The 18,189-nt window shown below is 58.6% G+C and carries 19 protein-coding genes and 2 pseudogenes; 6 read left to right on the forward strand and 15 right to left on the reverse strand.

The window, feature by feature from the left end; genetic code table 11:
* Nucleotides 1–120 precede the first annotated feature (120 nt).
* The 7 genes from LB553_RS12795 to LB553_RS12825 all read right to left on the reverse strand — a co-directional run bounded on the left by LB553_RS12795 (nucleotide 121) and on the right by LB553_RS12825 (nucleotide 6,441).
* A complete protein-coding gene (locus LB553_RS12795; RefSeq protein ID WP_224513656.1) occupies nucleotides 121–411 on the reverse strand; it encodes a hypothetical protein in 291 nt (96 codons plus the stop codon).
* A 186-nt stretch (nucleotides 412–597) separates the two neighbouring features.
* Nucleotides 598–966: a hypothetical protein gene (locus tag LB553_RS12800; RefSeq protein WP_224513658.1), complete on the reverse strand. Its 369-nt coding sequence runs from the start codon at nucleotides 964–966 to the stop codon at nucleotides 598–600.
* 182 nt (nucleotides 967–1,148) lie between these two features.
* The gene (locus tag LB553_RS12805; protein ID WP_224513660.1) at nucleotides 1,149–2,552 is read right to left on the reverse strand and encodes an amidohydrolase family protein; all 1,404 of its coding nucleotides are present in this window, start codon (nucleotides 2,550–2,552) and stop codon (nucleotides 1,149–1,151) included.
* A gap of 44 nt (nucleotides 2,553–2,596) precedes the next feature.
* Nucleotides 2,597–3,160, reverse strand: a complete 564-nt coding sequence (locus LB553_RS12810) for a GNAT family N-acetyltransferase (protein ID WP_224513663.1) — start codon at nucleotides 3,158–3,160, stop codon at nucleotides 2,597–2,599.
* A 22-nt stretch (nucleotides 3,161–3,182) separates the two neighbouring features.
* Nucleotides 3,183–4,100, reverse strand: coding sequence for a DMT family transporter (locus LB553_RS12815; protein WP_224513665.1), 918 nt, complete (start codon nucleotides 4,098–4,100; stop codon nucleotides 3,183–3,185).
* Between the two features lie 121 nt (nucleotides 4,101–4,221).
* Entirely contained in the window at nucleotides 4,222–5,478 is a 1,257-nt protein-coding gene (locus tag LB553_RS12820) for an aminotransferase class I/II-fold pyridoxal phosphate-dependent enzyme (RefSeq protein ID WP_224513667.1), read from the reverse strand.
* Nucleotides 5,479–5,784: 306 nt separating this feature from the next.
* Nucleotides 5,785–6,441: a response regulator transcription factor gene (locus LB553_RS12825; protein WP_224513669.1), complete on the reverse strand. Its 657-nt coding sequence runs from the start codon at nucleotides 6,439–6,441 to the stop codon at nucleotides 5,785–5,787.
* A gap of 463 nt (nucleotides 6,442–6,904) precedes the next feature.
* Here LB553_RS12825 and LB553_RS12830 point away from each other — a divergent pair, with 463 nt between their 5' ends.
* The 4 genes from LB553_RS12830 (at nucleotide 6,905) to LB553_RS12845 (ending at nucleotide 9,308) form a co-directional block, all read left to right on the forward strand.
* Nucleotides 6,905–7,186, forward strand: coding sequence for a hypothetical protein (locus LB553_RS12830; RefSeq protein ID WP_224513671.1), 282 nt, complete (start codon nucleotides 6,905–6,907; stop codon nucleotides 7,184–7,186).
* 171 nt (nucleotides 7,187–7,357) lie between these two features.
* Nucleotides 7,358–8,077, forward strand: coding sequence for a LuxR family transcriptional regulator (locus tag LB553_RS12835; RefSeq protein ID WP_224513673.1), 720 nt, complete (start codon nucleotides 7,358–7,360; stop codon nucleotides 8,075–8,077).
* Between the two features lie 89 nt (nucleotides 8,078–8,166).
* Nucleotides 8,167–8,769 carry an acyl-homoserine-lactone synthase gene (locus LB553_RS12840; RefSeq protein ID WP_224513675.1) on the forward strand — a complete coding sequence of 201 codons (603 nt, stop codon included), beginning with the start codon at nucleotides 8,167–8,169 and terminating at the stop codon, nucleotides 8,767–8,769.
* A 209-nt stretch (nucleotides 8,770–8,978) separates the two neighbouring features.
* Nucleotides 8,979–9,308 (forward strand): hypothetical protein, encoded by a 330-nt coding sequence (locus LB553_RS12845; RefSeq protein WP_224513677.1) that lies wholly within the window; start codon nucleotides 8,979–8,981, stop codon nucleotides 9,306–9,308.
* 329 nt (nucleotides 9,309–9,637) lie between these two features.
* Here the strand turns inward: LB553_RS12845 and LB553_RS12850 are convergent.
* Nucleotides 9,638–10,925, reverse strand: a pseudogene (locus LB553_RS12850) (ISNCY family transposase).
* A gap of 550 nt (nucleotides 10,926–11,475) precedes the next feature.
* Complete coding sequence (locus LB553_RS30805; protein WP_412033333.1) at nucleotides 11,476–11,745, reverse strand: nuclease-related domain-containing protein; 270 nt, start codon at nucleotides 11,743–11,745, stop codon at nucleotides 11,476–11,478.
* On the opposite strand from LB553_RS30805, the gene LB553_RS12860 reads away from it, so the two are divergent.
* Together LB553_RS12860 and LB553_RS12865 are read left to right on the forward strand one after the other, a co-directional pair.
* Nucleotides 11,689–11,961, forward strand: coding sequence for a hypothetical protein (locus LB553_RS12860; RefSeq protein ID WP_224513764.1), 273 nt, complete (start codon nucleotides 11,689–11,691; stop codon nucleotides 11,959–11,961). The genes LB553_RS30805 and LB553_RS12860 overlap by 57 nt on opposite strands.
* 129 nt (nucleotides 11,962–12,090) lie before the next feature.
* On the forward strand, nucleotides 12,091–12,528 hold the full coding sequence (locus tag LB553_RS12865; protein ID WP_224513678.1) for a MucR family transcriptional regulator: 438 nt from the start codon (nucleotides 12,091–12,093) through the stop codon (nucleotides 12,526–12,528).
* 69 nt (nucleotides 12,529–12,597) lie between these two features.
* Here the strand turns inward: LB553_RS12865 and LB553_RS12870 are convergent.
* The 6 genes and pseudogenes from LB553_RS12870 to LB553_RS12895 all read right to left on the reverse strand — a co-directional run.
* A pseudogene (locus LB553_RS12870) lies at nucleotides 12,598–12,837 on the reverse strand (DUF2274 domain-containing protein); the annotation flags it as partial.
* Nucleotides 12,838–12,879: 42 nt separating this feature from the next.
* On the reverse strand, nucleotides 12,880–13,284 hold the full coding sequence (locus tag LB553_RS12875) for an autoinducer binding domain-containing protein (protein WP_224513680.1): 405 nt from the start codon (nucleotides 13,282–13,284) through the stop codon (nucleotides 12,880–12,882).
* Between the two features lie 245 nt (nucleotides 13,285–13,529).
* Nucleotides 13,530–14,558: a GlxA family transcriptional regulator gene (locus LB553_RS12880; RefSeq protein ID WP_224513682.1), complete on the reverse strand. Its 1,029-nt coding sequence runs from the start codon at nucleotides 14,556–14,558 to the stop codon at nucleotides 13,530–13,532.
* Nucleotides 14,559–14,621: 63 nt separating this feature from the next.
* Complete coding sequence (locus LB553_RS12885) at nucleotides 14,622–15,314, reverse strand: corrinoid protein (RefSeq protein ID WP_224513684.1); 693 nt, start codon at nucleotides 15,312–15,314, stop codon at nucleotides 14,622–14,624.
* Nucleotides 15,315–16,065: 751 nt separating this feature from the next.
* Nucleotides 16,066–17,205, reverse strand: coding sequence for a quaternary amine ABC transporter ATP-binding protein (locus LB553_RS12890; protein WP_224513686.1), 1,140 nt, complete (start codon nucleotides 17,203–17,205; stop codon nucleotides 16,066–16,068).
* Nucleotides 17,198–18,085, reverse strand: coding sequence for an ABC transporter permease (locus LB553_RS12895; RefSeq protein ID WP_224513688.1), 888 nt, complete (start codon nucleotides 18,083–18,085; stop codon nucleotides 17,198–17,200). The genes LB553_RS12890 and LB553_RS12895 overlap by 8 nt, the downstream gene beginning before the upstream one ends.
* Between the last annotated feature and the right edge of the window lie 104 nt (nucleotides 18,086–18,189).

Genomic DNA, 18,189 nt, shown 5'->3' on the forward strand with positions numbered 1-18,189 from the left:
GCAAAGCCCGGCGAAAGGACGAACGGCATTACCTGTAGAACAGGACTTTGCCACCAGGAATGAGTTGTCCACAGAAGTCGTAGTCGGCGATGTTGCGTGTCAACAGGACAAGTCCCGATTTCAAGCCTGCAGATACAGGGTGCAGTCATGCAAGCAGCGCAGCTTCTGGTCATTCCGGTAGCCCTGCAGCCGACACAGCGCCCCGTTCAGAACAGCAGCGCGGCCAAGGACGTCTGCATCTGGCGTCAGGATCCGGTGTCCGGGCATGGATCGGATTACTTCCGAGACAGCCCTGTGCACGCCCGGGGTGCCGGGATCGTCGGGGTTCAGCACACCAAGCGTATGCGCCAGCTCCTGGATGCAGATCGCCGAATGGTTGTTGTGCTGGCCCTCCATGATCTGCGTCACCAACGCAGGGGCTTTGCCTTGGAGCCTGTCGATATACACACAGGTGTCGAGAAGAGGGCTTGCCCACCGAGCTCGCCTTCGTTCACAAACGGCAGTCGATCATCAGGTCGCCTGGCGAGGTTTTGGTTGGAAAGCCACGCAGCGAGCGAAGGGCTGCTTCAACATCGAATTCTGACACCCAAATCTCGATCAGAAGCCGAGCTTGATGTCTGGGTCAATGGTTCCGGTGAGCTTGTTCATGGTCGCCGGGAAATTGTCCTCGAGCGCCACATTCGCGAGAGCGAGCTCAAGCAACTCGGTATCTCCCTTGATGCCTGTCTGGCGCTTGGCCTGCTCAATCAGAGCACGGCTCAAACGCGCCGTGATCCGCCCGTCTTTAGAGCCGATCAGGCCTTGGCGAATGGCAGCGCGAAGCGTCTCCCGAACGATAAACGTCTGTTCGCCCGGCATATCCTTGTTGGCATCGTTACGGATCGCGTTTCGCATGCGCTTCTTTTTCGCTACGAGGCGCTGTTGCGGAGCAGTCGAGGACGACCGCGCTCTCAGCGTCTTCGTCATATGGCAATCTCCAATTCTGTTAGCCAAGTCTGGCAGTTTGTCGAACATAACGGACGGGCGCGGCATTGTCACTCGCCGGCTGCCCGGTTTTGGTGAACATCCATTCGTGAGGTCGCAAGGCGAGCGAGCGGCTCGCAAACTTGGTGTATCGAACGTGCGATCTACCTTGCCGTAGGCCAGAGTCAGGGACGGGGCAGGTTGAGGCGGGCGGCGAGGCCTCGCACCGACTGATGGGCGCGCGCGACCACGGCGGGCGCGTCGGCGTTCAGAACTTCGCCATGCTTCACTACGCATTTGCCCTCAACGAATACGGAGGCGATGGTGCTTGCATCGGCGATCACCGCGAATTCCAGCGCCGGGTCGCATCCCAGGTTTTCAGACACGTCCGGCCGCCTGACCACAAAATCGGCTCTCTTGCCGGGCTCAAGACTGCCTAGCTCCGATGCGGCCCCAACAGTAGCGGCGGCCCCGACCGTCCGCATGCGCAGGATTTCCGGACCAGACCCCGGCAGCCCTGTCGCAGCCGCCGCTACGGTGGCGAGCGTGCCGAGTGCGCTGAAATGACCTGCGCGCGGGATGTCGCTTGCGACACCTACCCGGACTCCGGCACGATGCAACTCCACCATCCGGCCTTCGGCGCCGCCGCGGCCCAGCATCTGCAACTGTCCGTAGGGGCACCATACAATGCCCACGCCGTGTGCTGCCAGGAGCGGGACGTCGCTGGGGTGGACAGCGTTCATGTGCACAAAGGTGACATGGTTGGCGAGCAAACCCTCATTGCTCATGTGCTGCATCAGGCTGGAGCCAAGCGCGGATTCCCGCTGCCGATATGGCAGGGGAGCGTAGCCCAGGTGCTCCTGCAACTGCACGCCATGCTCGCGGGCCAGCTTGAACGCGGCGCGGAACAGTTCTTCGGAATCTGTACCCTCGCCATAGAGGCCGACAAAAGCTCTGACGAGACTGTTCGGGTGCTTGTTGCGGAACAGTTGCGAGCCGAGTCGTCGGAAGGCGTCGTCCCGATCTTTTGGCCACAACGCAAGGAACGACTCGCTGACCAGCTCGGGGAAGTGTTTCTTGAGTTCGCCGCCCGCGTCGGCGACATAGGGATCGGTGAGCCAGACGCGAATGCCCAATTCGTCCGCGACCGCGGCGACCGCATCTGGCGTGAAGATCGTCCCCGGGTCGACGAAGCCCGTGTGGCCGCTCTTCAAATAATCCACCGCAGCCAGGGCCGCGCTGGCATACTCATCCTGCTCGGTCAGCGCGCTCTTCCAGTCGCCCATCGTGATGCCCGTTCCCACCATGGAGGACAGCACGCTGCGCGAGGTGTATTGGGAAATGTGCACATGAGCGTCGATGAAGCCGGGATGGACGATCCCTCCGCCAGCATCGAGGAGTTGGCGAGAATTGTAGCGGGAGAGGATCTCCCGAGTAGGCCCGACGGCAACAATCGCCCCGTCACGAACCGCCATGCCGCCGTCCGCGATCACCCTGTCTGTTGCATCGGCCGTCAAAAGCACCGCGTCATGCACGACGAGATCGCAAACTTGCCTCTCCCCGCGGGTCTCCTCAGTCAAGACGCTCATAGGTCCTCTCCACGTTGGGGGACTGAAAGAGAAAATGCGCCACCTCAGCCCGCATGGCTTCTGGGTCCGCCGCTTTGGCGGACAACGCCGTACTGGCTCGGGCGAACCTCGTAGAAGCCCTTCACGCGATCGCCGTATTGTCTGTCTTCGATGTGCGTGAATCCGATCTTTTCAGCGGCGCGAACGGCACGTTCGTTGTCCGGCCGGACCAGCGCGACCACGCGTTCCAGGCCGAGTTCTTCGAAGGCATAGCGCAGGATCGCGGCGCCGAGTTCCGGACCGAGCCCCCGGCCAGCAACATGCCCGAACAGGCAAAGGCCATACTCGACGTCTACCGTATCCTCGAAGTAGCGCAAGCCGGCGCGGCCCGCGAATTCGCCTTCTGTCACGGAATTTCCCTTGAGGAATACGCCGAAAAAACCGAAGCCGTTCTGCCGCCAGGCCTGAACATACTGGTCCATCTTTTCTTGCGTATTTTGGCGCGACGGAGGCTCACCGAAGAACAGCGACTGAACGACAAGCGGATCGGTGTGCAGGCGATGGACATCGTCGAGGTTCGACATGACCAGCGGCCGAATGAAAAGCCGCGGCGTCTCGAGAGCAACCATGATCCTTCTCCATAAAGAGGTGTCAGAGCTTCCGGGATATCAACCCGCGAGCCATGAAAATGCTGGCGACTATCGGCGTCATGAGCATCATCTGGCCCAAATCCAGTCTTTCCCCCGAAAAGACCGCGCCGAGCGCAATGCTCAGAACCGGGACGATGTAATGATGCATGCTGGCAAAGGTCGGCCCGCTCAATTTTATCAGGCGATAGTAGACGACATAGACCAACGCCGTGGACATGACGCCGAGGAGCAGGAGGGCCGCGAGAGCCTGCGCGGTCGGGGCGATCGTCCAAGGTCGCTCGAAGGCAAGACTTAGCGGAAGCAACATTGGAACTGCGCAGATCATCACCGCCGTTCCAGTCACGAGGGCATTTGCATCCTGCAGCCGGGCCACGGCTCGGCCGGAGAGCGCATAGCTGGCGGCTGCTCCGAGCAGAGCCAGGAGCGGTGCAGCACTGCTGCTCGAATGCAAGGTGGACATTACGGAATGGCCCAGGAATGCGGCGAGGCCAACGAAGCCCATCAAAAGACCGAAGGTCGTCCCCCTTGATGGCCATTCGCGCCGGACAAGATGAGCGAAGAGCATCGCAAAGAGAGGGGTTGTGGCGACCAGGATCGCCATTTCGCTTACCGGCACACTGATCGATGCCCATGCGATCAGATAAAGCGGCAGGGCATGGCCGAACAGCGCGACCTGGCCGTGCCGAGCCCATGAACCGAGATCTGCGGGAACGGACCGTGCATCGGTGAGCCTAAGCCAGGCGAGCAGAACGGTGGCGGCGATGACGAGCCTCGCCGTGGCGAGGGTCGCCGGCGGCACGCCAACAACCGCGATCTTGATGAGAAGGTAGGAGCCCGCCCACCAGATGGAGACCACCGCAAGCAGGAGGTAGGCCAGCAGCGACAGCTGGTCGGCCGCAACAGCAAAGGTGCTCTTCATGGCGATCATTCCTGTTCACGCGCCGGCGGATGGGGTCGTTTCTGCAATCTGAAGCTTGGTCCAGCTCATAGGCCTATACGAGAGCCGACTTGGCTGCGCCGGCAACGATGCCATTCGTGGTTCAGGCTGGAGTAAGTGCCTGTTTGTAGCTGGCAATCCTGGTGCAGAGCCGCTCCAGGTCCGAACGTTCGTGACTTGCAGTCAGGCAGATGCGTATGCCGGCGCGGCCCCGCGCAACTGTGGGGAAGAACGTCACCGACGTGTAAAAGCCGGCATCCAGCAGGCGTTCTGCAAAATCGATGGCCGCGAATTCGTCACCCACAGTGATCATGCGAATTGGCAGCGGGGCGCCCCGTTGTTCTGTCTGGACGCGCTTATCGAAGAAAGCGATCTGCTCGGCTAACCGCTCCTGGCGAAGTCTGAGTTCGCTCGTTTGGTGAATGCCTGCCGAGGCGAACGCGGCGCCAATGGCTGCGATGTTTGGCGAAGCAGAGAACGCATGAGGAATGGAGTAGCAGCGAAACAACTCTTCCTGATGCGCCGTTCCAAGCATGAGCATGCCACCGGACGCGCCGAAGCCTTTGCCGAGCGAGGCCGCCACAATCGTGCGCTCGCCCAGTTCACGGGGCAATTGCGAGCGGACGAAGCCTTCACCGTTGCCGCCAAAGAGCGAGATTCCGTGCGCGTCGTCGATGTAGAGAAAGAGGCCGTACTTCTCCTGCAGTTGCAAGAGTCCTTGGATCGGCGCGAAACCTCCCATGGAATAGACGCCATCGCACACATATGCGACGACCGGATGCCTGCGGCAGATCTGCTCCAGGGCATCCAGGTCATTGTGGGGGATTGTCTCGACTGCCGTTTCCTGCGCCACCACCGGCTTGTGAAAGGCGAGCGAGGCGTGGGCGAGACGGTCGAAAACAATCACCGGTCTCTGCCCTTCCGTCAGATGCCCGGAGGCAATGATCGGCAGCGCCCCCATGTTGGCGACCATGACCGTTGAATACGCGATGACGCGTGCCCCGAAAAGTTCTGAAAGAGTATCCTCAAGATCGCCTATGAGCCCGAAGTTCAGTCGTGTGCGGGCACATGACCAGTGAAGCGATCCGTATTCTTCCACAGCGGCAATTGCACCGGCAATGATGGCTGGATGATTGTCCAGTCCGAGGTAGGAACAACGCACGTAGTCCGTGATCGTATTGCCACGACGCTCCCCTGCCGTAAGGGATACTGCCCGTCCCTTTATGGAGCGCCCATAGACGGCCATGAGCCCGCGGCGGTGAGCCTCTTCGAAATACATCCGCGTCCAATCGATGACCGAGGCGGTGTTGCGGAAACGAGTGGCGCGCCCACCGCGGGCTGCGGAATATGCTGCCGACATCTGACCCTCCTTGTCGCAAGTAAGTCTTCAAAAAACCAAATTGGGGTCTTTCGTGTATGTGTTGCACCAGAGGGGCACATATACGGAATAATATATTTGTTGTGCGTGAAATGTTATTAATTGCTTCTGACGGACATTTAATAATCCAGTCAAACCTTCAAAATTTGGTAGCAAGCTAGAGTGAGCGGAAATCCGCAGGGCCGGTCCGGCGCCGGATGAGCAAGGTCCTGCGCTGGTTGACCTCACAGTACGCCGCCGCACAGCCGCCACTTGTGTGAGGCGTCTAATGTGACACGGTTCTGCCGCTCAGAAACCGTTCTTGTCATCAAGCATGTAGCCGGCAGACCGGATCGTTCGGATGGAGACGTCAGGCCCGAGCTTCTGCAGCGACTTGCGTAGCCGGCTCATGTGAACGTCTACCGTGCGGGTATCGACGTGGATGTTGTTTGGCCACGCGACCGCAATAAGCTCCTCGCGGCTGAAAACTTGACGTGGATTTTCGAGCAGATGTCGCAACAAGCGGAATTCGATCGCCCCAAGCTGGATCTCGCTTTCGCCACGCCTCACGCGAAAGCTGTCGGGTCGCATTTCCATGTCGCCAATAGTTAGAACATGGTGGCCGTAAACATTGGTGCGAGCCCCCGTCGTTCGCGTTGACCGCAACGAAAAAAGCAGCTTCGCCGGCACCAGAGGCCGCGCCAGGCTGTCGTCCACACCTGCCTTCAAAAGCGCGATATGCTGGTCTTCGGCGCCGGGTGCGATCAGGGCGACGAGCAGGATGGGGCGGGTCGTCGGGTCCTGCTTCAGCCGGGCACAGAGCGCGGCGGCAGGAAGGCCGCCGGGACGACAGTCCAGGATCACGGCCGCGGGAAATGTCTCCCTCGTCCGTTCCGCCGCCTCCTCGACGTTGCCAGCGAGAACGGTTTTGTATCCGTCCACACCGAGGATGTATTCAAGGATCATGTAGAGTTCTGCGTCTTGTGAGCAGATAATTGCCACTGGCTCCATCGGCAGCCCTGCTCCTGTCGAAGGCGAGCGGGCCCTTGACATGCGAGAGCGCGCGGTGGTTCTCCTCAGCTGGAACTCTAGCACCCGCAGGTTTCCGAGCTCAAAGGACAGTCAACGCTCACCGTTAGCGCAACCGATGACAGCGGCATAGGTAGTAGAATTACCACCGTCCCGGGGTGCCGTTCCCATGTAGGGCCGCTCCCCGCGATTTGCCTTTTGCATCGATCTGAAATAGTTTTGCCTCATGCCAGGAGGCGCTCAACGGCATTGATACCGCGCGCCTTCGACCGCAAGGCCAGGGACGACACGACTGCGTCCGGGCAGATGCCCGAGACGGTGGCTCACTTCTGTGGGTGATCAACGTCCGGCCTGATGGCTTCTTCAGCCCGCGCCGGACGCAACCGCGGGAGATTTTGGCGTGGCACAAAACGATAGCGAAGACATACTGGCCGGCGGCAATCCGCTGGCACTGTGGCATTTTGCCAAACCTTCTGAGGCCGTCGACGCAGCAATTGCCCTTTATGGTTCAAGGGCATCGCTCGCGGCGGCATCCGCGGCCTTCACAGCGCGCTATGCCGGTCGCGAAGATGATTTCCGCTTCTGGTTCGCCGTCTTTTCGCAATTAAGACGCAGGGATGGGAAGGAGCCCGTAGACGCAGAAAATCTCCCGCTGACCAATGTGGGGCCACTGACGTCCTAACAAGATACAGAAGGTAGAACTGATGGTGCTGCTCTCCTGATCTTGAGGCAGTGCTAATGCTGCCCGGCTTCAGCTTGCGTTGTAGCTGTCAGTGGCTGAAATCACTTTCAACGGGCCTTGGACATCTGTAAGATGCGGTCGTTTCCGTGGCGTTCATGCAAGGGAGCGGCAATGAATACCACGCACGTGCTTCAGAGCGCATTGCAGTTGGCTAACGCTACCACCGTTGAGGCGCTCGTCGCCCTCTATCGCGCGGCTATCCACCAGTTCGGATTTAGCCACTTCATTGTGACGGGATTGCCGAGCCAGGGGCAGCGTTTCGAACATCTGGTTCTTGAACGCTTCTGGCCTGAAGACTGGATGTCTCACTATGTGTCGCGCGATTATATCAGGCGCGATCCGGTCGCGACTGCCTCCGTTGTCTGTAAGGCGCCCTTCACCTGGAAGGAGGCGAGGGTCCGCGCCAGGGAGCTGGGCTCTGCCGGCGATCGCATCATGATGGAAGCGGCCGATGCCGGCCTGAAGGACGGCGTGTGTGTGCCCATTCCCGTTCGCAACGCTGTGGCCGGCTGCATATCTCTGGCAGGGGAGGCGCCGATAACCGAAAAGGCGGCCCTCGAACCCGTCAACATTCTTTCTCTTACCTTCGCGAGCAGGCTTCAGCTGCTGGTCGACCACGGGCGCCCCAAAGGTCTGACGCTCTCAGCGCGCGAACGCGAAGTGTTGACCTGGGTGGCCGACGGCAAGACGGCCTGGGAGATCTCCAGGATCCTCGGCATATCAGACTCGACGGTGAACAAGCACATCGCCGGCGCGATGCGGAAGACGGGTTCTGTCACGCGTGCGCAGGCGGTCGCCAAAGCTTTGACCGCAATGGAGATTGCCGGCTAAACCGAAGTTCGGCGTCAATGGCCAAAGCTGGCCATAGCCGGTGCGGGCGTGCCCGAAGAATGTCGCTCCGAACAGGAGTGGCTGCAGTCATGATTCGCCTCATCACAGGGAGCGCCGACCCTCGCCACCAGGATCTCCTGGAGGAACATTACAGGTTGCGTCACGAGATTTTTGTCGGCGAACGTGGCTGGACCGCTCTTGCCCGACCCGACGGGCGTGAGGTCGACGCCTATGATACGCCGCAAACGGTTTACGTGCTCGCCATCGACGATGGTCATGTTGTCGGTGGATATAGGTTTTTGCCGACGAGCACGCCCCATCTTCTCCAGGATCGCTATTCGCACCTCGTCGAGGGGCCGGTACCCTGTGGCCGTGAGATACACGAATGGTCGCGGTTTTTCATAAGAAAGGATCGTCGCGGAGGGAGGCTCTTCCGGCAACTGATCGGCTCCGTTCCCGGGGCGTGCAAGCTCCTCGGCATTGCTAGCCTAACCAGTGTGATCGAGCCTGATTGGCTGTCGCGGTTCGATGCCGCTAGCTTTCGCTACCGACTGCTCGGGCCGTTCATCGAGGCCGCCAACATGCAGTTGGCCGCGGTGCAGATCGACATTCAACAGGCCTCGGCGTCGGGCGAGGCGCAATCGGCTGGGACACTGACATTGGCTCCCGGGATGGGCGAGGCACATGATTAGGCGTTCCACCCGTTCCCGCCAATTCGCGGTTATTTCTCCAAGACTCCGAAAGGTCCCTTCAATCGCGTCGTGTCACTAGAACCCGCGGCTTGCGGTCGCCCGGGATCGCCCTGAATCTCAGGTTCGTACCGAAGGCATTTCCGCGGCTAGCAATCTGAGCCGGCCATCTCGACGTCATCTCCGGGCAGGGGCCAGGTCAGGAGGTTTAGATGTACAAGTACGCCGCGGAAGCATTCTTGCCGATCCCGGATGCAGACAGGGTCCGAGAGAAGGTCTGCGCGCGATCCCGCGACTATTGCCAGCATATCGGAGCCATGGGTGCCGATACTCTGCTCGAGTTCGACGATGGCCGCGCAACCCTGAGACCGACAGATGAGGGCCTGCAGTTCCGGGTCGAGGCAACGAACCTCGTCACCTTCTACGCCATTCGAACGTTGCTACAAGGGAGCGTCTCCGCCAATATAACGGCTTCCGGAGAGTCCGTCGAATGGCGCCGAGCAGGTTTACCGCTGCAACGGTCCTCATTCTCCGCTCAATGACGTACGACAGGACCTCGAATGCGGTGCAACTCGCGTTCGCGGGCAGATGGGCAAGTCAGGAGCGACATTCCTAGTTTGCCAGATCCGGACATTTTAACTTTGCGGCGACAGATGATGTGGCGGCGATGTAGAAATGTCGCCGGCTCTGCAAAGTAGAAATGTCGCATTGGCCGTTCCAAAGGGCAGGGTGCAGCAAGTTAGAAATGCGACAGTGACGCGCTTCTTGGCACGGACCAGAGCGCCCGATCGGGCGTAAGCTGGTCCGGGTTGCGCAGCCCGATCGGGGGCGTTCCAGCCTGGCTCCCTGGCTTTAGCTTTGAGTGCCGACTTCATTCGGCAGCAGCCAACCCAGCCAAGGCCTGTTCTCGCCGCGCAATCACCGCTGGATCCTTCGTGAAATCAGTCCTTCTTCCCGCCTTCGTCCCGCGCTTCCTGTAGGCGGTCTGCTCACTGTTGGTCTTGATCTTCGGCGGAGGCCGCGCCTCGTCCTGCTGAGACTTGATCCAGGTCAGCACTTCGCCGAGGCGTTTATTCTCGGTGACCGCCGTGTGCGTGACGCGCTGCTCCTTATCGAAGACGGTGTAAGGCAAGGAACACGCTCTCCATCGAACGTCCAGCCGACCGTCGGCGAACTCGTAGATATCGACGTATTTGCCGACCAGCCCGCACGAAAGCTCGTTCTTCTCAAGCATGATTTGCCTGCGTTCGTAGGAGAACGACAATTGCTGGCCGACATAACGCTGCTCACGCTTGCACAGCACGTCACGCAGCCGATCCGTCGGCATGTTCAAGGCGCGATGCAGATTGTCCGGTCGGGCAGGGACCTTGGCGAACCTTTCGTTAAAGTCAGCCATGAATATCGGCAAGAACGCGTTGGCCGCCTCGATGTCCGATATGCCAGCGAGGCGCAATTCCTTCACGAGCCGGTCCTGCAGCGTCCGATTGACCCGTTCGACCCGGCCCTTGGCCTGACTGGAATTGGCGCACAGGATCTCGATGTTGAGTTCCGACAAGGCGCGACCAAACTGGGTCATGCCGCGACCTGCCTTGGCATCCGTCTTGGCGACACGGAACACCGTATGCTTGTCGGAATAGAATGCGACTGGGCAACCGTGTGCCTTCAGATAGAGCTCGAGCGTCTCGAAGTAGCTGAAGGTGCTCTCCGACTTCACAAAGCGAAGCTGCTGGAGCTTGCTCGTGGCATCGTCGATGAAGACGAGCAGGGTGCATGGATCGCCCCGCTCCTCGAACCAACGGTGATCGCTGCCGTCGATCTGCACCAGCTCGCCATACGACTCCCGACGTAATCTGGGCTGATGGAACGTCCTGCGCTGCTTTCGGGACAGCCAGATTCCAGCTTCCGCCATCCATTTGCGCAACGTCTCTCGGGACACGACCAGGCCGTGGTTCGCCGCCAACTTCTCGGCCGCCAAGGCGAGCCTTGTGCCGAAGTGCTGCGGCGCCTTCGGCTCTGAACGCCTTCAGCAGACGCTGGACCTGGCGGGTCGTCATATCCAGCACATGCGCCGCAGAGACAACCGTCATGCGCCGCTCCAAAACCTTCGACAGCACCTGGATGCGTTGCAGCTCGCGCTCACTCATTAAAATCAGTCCCAACCCGCCGTCTCCCTCGCTCACCAACGAGCAGGGCGACATTCCTACTTTGCGGAATCAAGACATTTCTATTTTGCGGCAATAGATGAAAGTCGCATAATCTATCTTATGGAACCAGAAAAAATACGTTTATAAACAAAATAGAGGAGGAAATCCGATCTCAAGCCGGCCTTCTTCGGTCTGAAACCGTCCGTCACTACATTTAGTAAAATCCCAGAGGCGAAGGGTGCCCAGATTGTTCTGATTTCCTTCCTCCTTGGCATCGTACTCTCTGTAAATATCGTGGGGATGGCGGAACTTGACGGTGTCGTCTGCTAGGTAGCGCTGGAACCGACGGCTGCCCGGCCGAAAGGTCGTGGGGTTCGCTCCGAAGAACCGGCTCAATCGTTCTTTCCAGAACGCTTCGGTAAGCGGTCCATCTACGATTTCACGCGCAACGTTTCCGAACGTTTCCCTCTGCTTTTGAGGACTAGAAACGAGGCAATGAACTCATCCGCACTCAGGACCTTGGCACGTTCGCTGCCTTCGATGCCGGAGCGATCGGCTGAACCGGTTAGAACGACCAGACCTTGAACGTTGGGAGCCGGCACGCCCTTAGTAGACGGATGCTTCTTGAGCGTATCCGTGAGGAGCTTCCAGACGTCACGGACGATGTCATTGATCTTCGCGACAGGAGAGGAGTCTCTGCCCACGCCGTCTGAAACCATCGGCCGTCGCGTGCTTCAATACGACCGTGCCAATCCTTGATGTCCACTAGGAAAATTCGATGATCGGCAACCACGATCAGGTCGACCTCGCGAGACTTTCCTGCACCCAGCACCACATCGAGGTTGGTAAAGCCATACCATTGTGGTGGAAGGTCTTTCTTGAACCGGTCGATGCCTTTTATTTCGCGCTTGTGAACGCCCCTGCCGCAATTCGTAATCTGCATTTTTCCCTCGCCTGCCGTACTATACGGGTCACAGCGAATCGCCTGAAGCCCTTTCTTTATTGGCTCGTGGTTTTTAACGCATACGGCAACCCGCAACTTGCCAAATGACTGGATCGCCGGCTCGGTTCTCGAATCCTTCCCCACCGTCGGAACTGCACTGCAATTCGTGACGCGTTGGTTGCACATCTCGGGATTGGACGATATGAGCGTATTAGTTTTCAAATTAGGAGCATTACGGTGTCTGAAGAAGCAAACAATCTCATCGAGCTTACTGCGGATATCGTTTCCGCCTATGTCCAGAAGAATGCAGTTCCAGTGTCTGGCTTGCCCGATCTGATTGCCGGTGTGAATTCGGCATTGTCTAATATCGGCCAGGCAGCTCAGGTAGAAGCACCGGCCCAGAAGCCGGCAGTAAATCCCAAAAGGTCCGTGTTCCCGGATTACATCATCAGCCTTGAAGACGGACAGAAATACAAGTCGCTGAAGCGCCATCTGGCGACCCGGCACGGGATGACGCCCGACGAATACCGGGCGAAGTGGGGCCTGGCGAAGGACTATCCCATGGTTGCCCCAAACTATTCGGCCGCCCGATCAGCGCTTGCGAAATCGTTGGGCTTGGGAAGGAAGGCCGCTCCGGTCAAGAAGCCCGCTTCGAAGCGTAAGGCGAAAGCCTAACCTATATTCTGACGGACCGATCGCAGGGGCTGAAGGCAGCGTGGGCTGCCCTCCTCGGCATATCCCGCGCTACGCATTATCTGCTGATTGCCGTTGCTGTTTTTCCGAAGCGCCGGCGGCCGGCAAACCTTCCTTTCTGGCCTTGGTAAACGCTCGGTCGCCCTCCAAGAATTCGGCCAGCATGAATGGAATGAGCTCAGCCACGGTCTCAGACTCACCATAGGTCTGACGATAAAGCGCCGCATATTCGCTCAGGGCCTGGTTTAGGTCAGCGCTAACGGTGATCGTGATCTTCGAAGGTGTCCGATCGGGAAGCTTTCCCTATTTCAGGTTTGCCATGGGTCCTCCTTTTCAACCGGTATATGGCCGCAGCAAGAGGTCCTTGTGAACATGTATCGGGATCGTGAAACCGTGGCGAATGCCGAACTGGACGGCCTCATCCATCAATTTTTGCCCAGCCGCCGACAGCTTGACGTCGCTGCCGTCCGTACCCCAGTGGAACGTCTCCTTGTAGTGACGCGCCTGTTGGATCACCGGGTCCACTTCTTCATAGCGGTTATGGAGATAATGGGATGTCCAAGGCGGGGGGTAAGTGGAGATCAGGTCCGTAGCGCGGCGCGGCCGGGGCCAGGGAAAGATGTAAGCGAATAATGGCACGTCGAGCGAAGACGCAGTCTCGGCCAAGGCGTCGCGCAGATCGGTCGCGTCGACGCTTTCTGTCAGCTGTTCGATGAATTTGTGGAATACGTTATCCATACATAACACTGCGAGACGAAGACGGTGACTACCGCGCCCGCTGCGTAGCTGTGCGATCAGAGATTCTCTGCCATCGCTCTGCTATTCTAGATCTACGCGAGCTTAAAATCGCATGCACAGTCGGTGCGGCGGAAACTTCTCGTCCGGGAGACGAACCGTTCGCAATGGCCAGAACGGGACGACTGGGCCTCTGGCGTGCTAAAGCTGGTAGAGATCATCTAACGTCCGTGCTGCCGGCGATGGGTTCAGCTACGATACGCCGTTGGATTTGCTCCGAAGGCCTGGCGGAAGCATTTCGAAAAATGCGATGCAGACGCGAAGCCGCAAGCTATTGCGATCTCAACGACAGGCAATTCTGTTTGTTCAATTAGCTGCTTGGCGCGGACAAGCCTCAGTTGGAGATAATACCGCATCGGAGATGACGAAAGAGATCGCGCGAACAGCCGCTCGATCTGTCGCGGTGATCGCCCGACGCACTTTGCAATGTCACGAAGGGGAAGTGGGTCTTCGATATGGTCCTCCATGATGTCGATGACCTCGGCAAGAGGTTTACAGAGGCGTGCTTCGTCTGCGTCGACTTGCCGATCGGACGCAGAGCGCCAGTGCCCGGCGGTGGTATGTCGGCAAACAGCCAGCGCCGTTTCTTTGCCAAGATGCTCAGTGATCAACTGCATAACTAGGTCGAACGAGGCGAACTCGCCCGCGCAAGTTACGAGATGAGAATCTCTGACGAATAATTTATCGGTTACGCGAAGGCTGGCAAAGGTTTCAGCAAGGGCAGCCCGCTTGTCCCAATGGATTGTGCACGTGGCATTTTCCAGCATTCCGCTTTCCGCCAGTAGCCAGGTTGCAGTGCCCAATGCTGCGATCGGCACCGCCTGCCGCCTGCAAATGCGAAGAACACTAACCAAGCTGGCTGACGTCTGTCGCTCAACCCGCTCACCAGCGCAGACGATCACCATGTTGGGGCTTTTGCCAGCCTGAACGCTTTGGCCGACCCGGATGAAATCTCCACTGACGATCAAGCCAAGGCCGCTAGCGGACACGACCGGCTCGCCGTCTAAGCTCGCAACCGTCCATTGAAAGAAGGGGCGCCCGGAAACGGAATTCGCAAGGCGAAGTGGGTCCACAAAGGATGCAAGGCTAAGCTGCGAAAATCCGGGAAGCGCCAAAATGACAAGTCGAAAAACATCGTCATGGGCACGAACTTCCTGGCCCCTCAGATCCCACTCAACGGTGCGCGAGCGGGCCGCAGTTGAGAATGGCGCATTCATAAGGTCAATTCCTCTAAGGCGGTTTTTAATCCGGGTCGGGCGCAGAAGCGCACACGATCGTCCTCAGCTGCGCGTATTGTGTCTGCGCTTCATGAAATCCTTGGCGGTCTCGACCGCCACAGCGGCGTCCCGGCAATAAGCGTCGGCGCCGACGGCCTTGCCGAATTCCTCGTTGAGTGGCGCGCCGCCAACCAGCACGACATAATCGTCGCGGATGCCCTTTTCCTTCATCGTGTCGATGACGACCTTCATATAGGGCATGGTGGTGGTGAGCAGCGCCGACATGCCGATGATGTCGGGCTGGTGCTGCTCGATGGCGTCCAGATATTTCTCGACCGCATTGTTGATGCCGAGGTCGATGATTTCGAAGCCGGCGCCTTCCATCATCATGCCGACGAGATTCTTGCCGATGTCATGAATGTCGCCCTTGACGGTGCCGATGACCATCTTGCCCTGCTTCGGCGCGCCGGTGGCGGCGAGGAGCGGACGCAGGATGGCCATGCCGGCCTTCATGGCGTTGGCCGACAGCAGCACTTCCGGCACGAAGAGAATACCATCGCGGAAATCTTCGCCGACGATTCGCATGCCTTCGACGAGCGCTTCGGTCAGCACGGTATAAGGCTGCCAGCCGCGCTCCAGAAGGATGTTGGTACCTGTCTCGATTTCTTCCTTCAGACCGTCATAGAGGTCGTCGTGCATCTGCTGCACAAGCTCCTCGTCGGACAGCTCGGAAAGAACGATCTCTTCATCCGACATGATCATCCCGCTGTTGCTGTTGAAAATGTTGGGTGGGCTAAATCTGGATCGGCTGGGTAACACCCAACGAAATCTTCCTGTAATGGAAGATGCCGTGGATTGTTCCTATCACTCGAAGCACTCTCGGTATCGCGCAAAAAGCTCATGAGGGCTTGAGTTTCCGGCCAGGCGTTTGCAGGATCGCTGCGCTTTTCTCACGCCTCTCTGAGAGGAAGAGGCACGGAAGATCGAGCCGATGAGCCAGGCTTTCAGGGTTGCCGCGAAATTCGAGAACTCTTTCTTGCTGTTCCATGCGAGGCAGAAAACCAACCCGGTCCCGCTTGGACAAACCTGAGCTTACCCGCCTCTATCAGCGAGTCCCGCCACCACCCGTCCATTGAGTGCAACAAAAGCAACATCGACCTTCCCAGCTTGCGACGGAGGGAGTTCGGACTCCTCCATTTTCCCCAGCACTTTTATTTACCCAGTCGCCGAGCTTGCCATTCTTGTACGGGCTTTCCCGCCCCTGCCAGACCATGCCCTCCAGCCCATCTTTTCGATGGCTTCGAAGAATTCCGCGCCGTCGCCCTCGACGTGCTCGCACTATTACATGAACCTCTTCGACCTCCGCAGCGATTGGCTGTTGGACAGTTGCAACCCAGGCAGCGGAAGTCGCCGCCGAATCGACTGAGGCGAACGTTGCCGTGAGACGCATTTACTTTGGCGACGCCGTTTTGCCGATGACGCCGATCGCTCTGACCGACGACGATTTTTATAGAAGCTTCTCCATGGCTCCTGAAGCGGTGCTTGAGCTTTGGCGACATCGATCTGTGGTCCGTTTATCGCCCCGTTGCCTAGCTTCAGCGGCAGATCTCTCTTCCGCAGACGCCGACAGCGCCGCCGTAATCTGTCGCAGTGAAACTACTCCGAGAGGCTGACCGTTTTCGCTCGTGACGACGCCCATGTCGTAACACGAATCAGTAAGCGCCTTTGCGACCACCTCAAGCGTCGAGCCTGACTTCAACTGAGGCAGCGACCCGCTCTCGAATCGGGTTGCGGGATCCATGACAGCATCAACTCGTATGAAACGCCCACGATTGACGTCCTTGACGAACCTCGCGATGTAGTCGTCTGCGGGGTTCAAGAGGATATTCTGACTGTCGCCCTGCTGGACAATCGACCCATCCCGCAAGATGACGATGCGATCTCCCAGTCTGAGCGCCTCGTCCAGATCGTGGGTTATGAAGACGATAGTCTTCTTGAGCTCCGACTGCAGTTCCAGCAGCATCGTCTGCATATCTGTCCTGATCAGTGGGTCGAGAGCCGAATATGCCTCGTCCATAAGGAGGATCGACGCGTCGTTGCTGAGTGCTCGCGCGAGCCCTACCCGTTGCTGCATGCCACCCGACAATTCGTGAGGATAGCGCGTCTCGAACCCAAGGAGGCCTACGCGGTCAACCCAGCGCATGCCGATTTGGCGGCACTTCGCTGCCTCGACTCCTCTGACCTCCAGCCCGAATGTCACGTTGTCGATGACCGTCCTATGCGGCAGGAGGCCAAATCGCTGGAACACCATCGCCGTCTTGTTTCGGCGGAATTCGCGCAGTTCCAGCTCGGACATCTCGATAATGTTGCGCCCGTCAATGATGATCGAGCCGGAAGTCGGCTCGATCAGGCGGTTAATATGGCGGATCAGCGTGGATTTGCCGGAACCGGACAGCCCCATGACGACCTGGATTTTCCCAGCGGACATGGAAATGTTGATGTTGTTCAGCCCTAAAATATGCCCGTTCGCTCTTGCGAGGTCGGCCTTCGAAAGTCCTTCCCTCACAGATTCGATGTATCGCTCCGGAGATCTGCCAAATATCTTGTACAGGTCACGAATCTCAATCGACGCGTCGTTTCTATTCATGCGCTGCACCTTGATGTCTTTGCAGCCTGTGCCCATAGGCCTGGCTGATGCGGTCGAAAATAATTGCGATGCCGACGATGGCAAAACCATTGAGTATACCTTGCGTGAAGTACTGGTTGGCGATGGCTTGCAGGACGTTCAGGCCGAGTCCCTGCACTCCAATCATCGAAGCGATGACAACCATGCCAAGCGCCATCATGATCGTCTGATTGATGCCGGCCATGATCGTCGGCATGGCAAGCGGCAACTGCACCTTCCAGAGCTTCTGCCCTCGCGAACAGCCATAGGCATCGGCTGCTTCCAATACCTCCTTGTCGACCAGACGAATGCCGAGATCGGTGAGGCGGATGATCGGCGGGATCGCATAGATCACCACCGCGATGAATCCAGGCACGCGCCCGATGCCCAGGAGCATCACGACCGGAATAAGATAGACGAAGGGCGGCATGGTCTGCATGACGTCAAGCACCGTCTGCACGACCCCGCCCACATGCTTGAAGCGGTTCATCAGTATGCCTAGCGGCATGCCTATGGCGATGGAGAAGACCGTCGCGGCGAACACGAGCGAAATTGTCTTCATCGCGTCCTGCCACAAGCCAAGAAGGCCTATCGCGATCAGCGTTCCCACGACGCCAGCAACCACACTCCATTTACGTGCCGCTATCCAAGCGATCAAGGCCAGTGCAAGGACAACGAGCGGCCAGGGTGCACGCGAAACTACATCCTCGAGGAAGATCAGGACACGCTGCAGCGGATAAAAGAAATTCTCGATCGAGTCACCGTAGACGCGCGTGAGGTTCCTAAGAGAACCGTCGATTGCCCGTTTGATGACCAACAGGAATTCAGGCTCCAATTGAGGAAATTTGAATAGCCAATCCATATCGCGGTGCCCTATCGTGAGTGCCCTATCGACGGCGCGGTCATGACGCACTGAGAATTTGCCAGCGACTTGGTGCGCGGAGACCAAACGTTGCTCTCCCAAGG

Source organism: Mesorhizobium sp. CA8 (assembly GCF_020164955.1).
Lineage (GTDB): Bacteria > Pseudomonadota > Alphaproteobacteria > Rhizobiales > Rhizobiaceae > Mesorhizobium.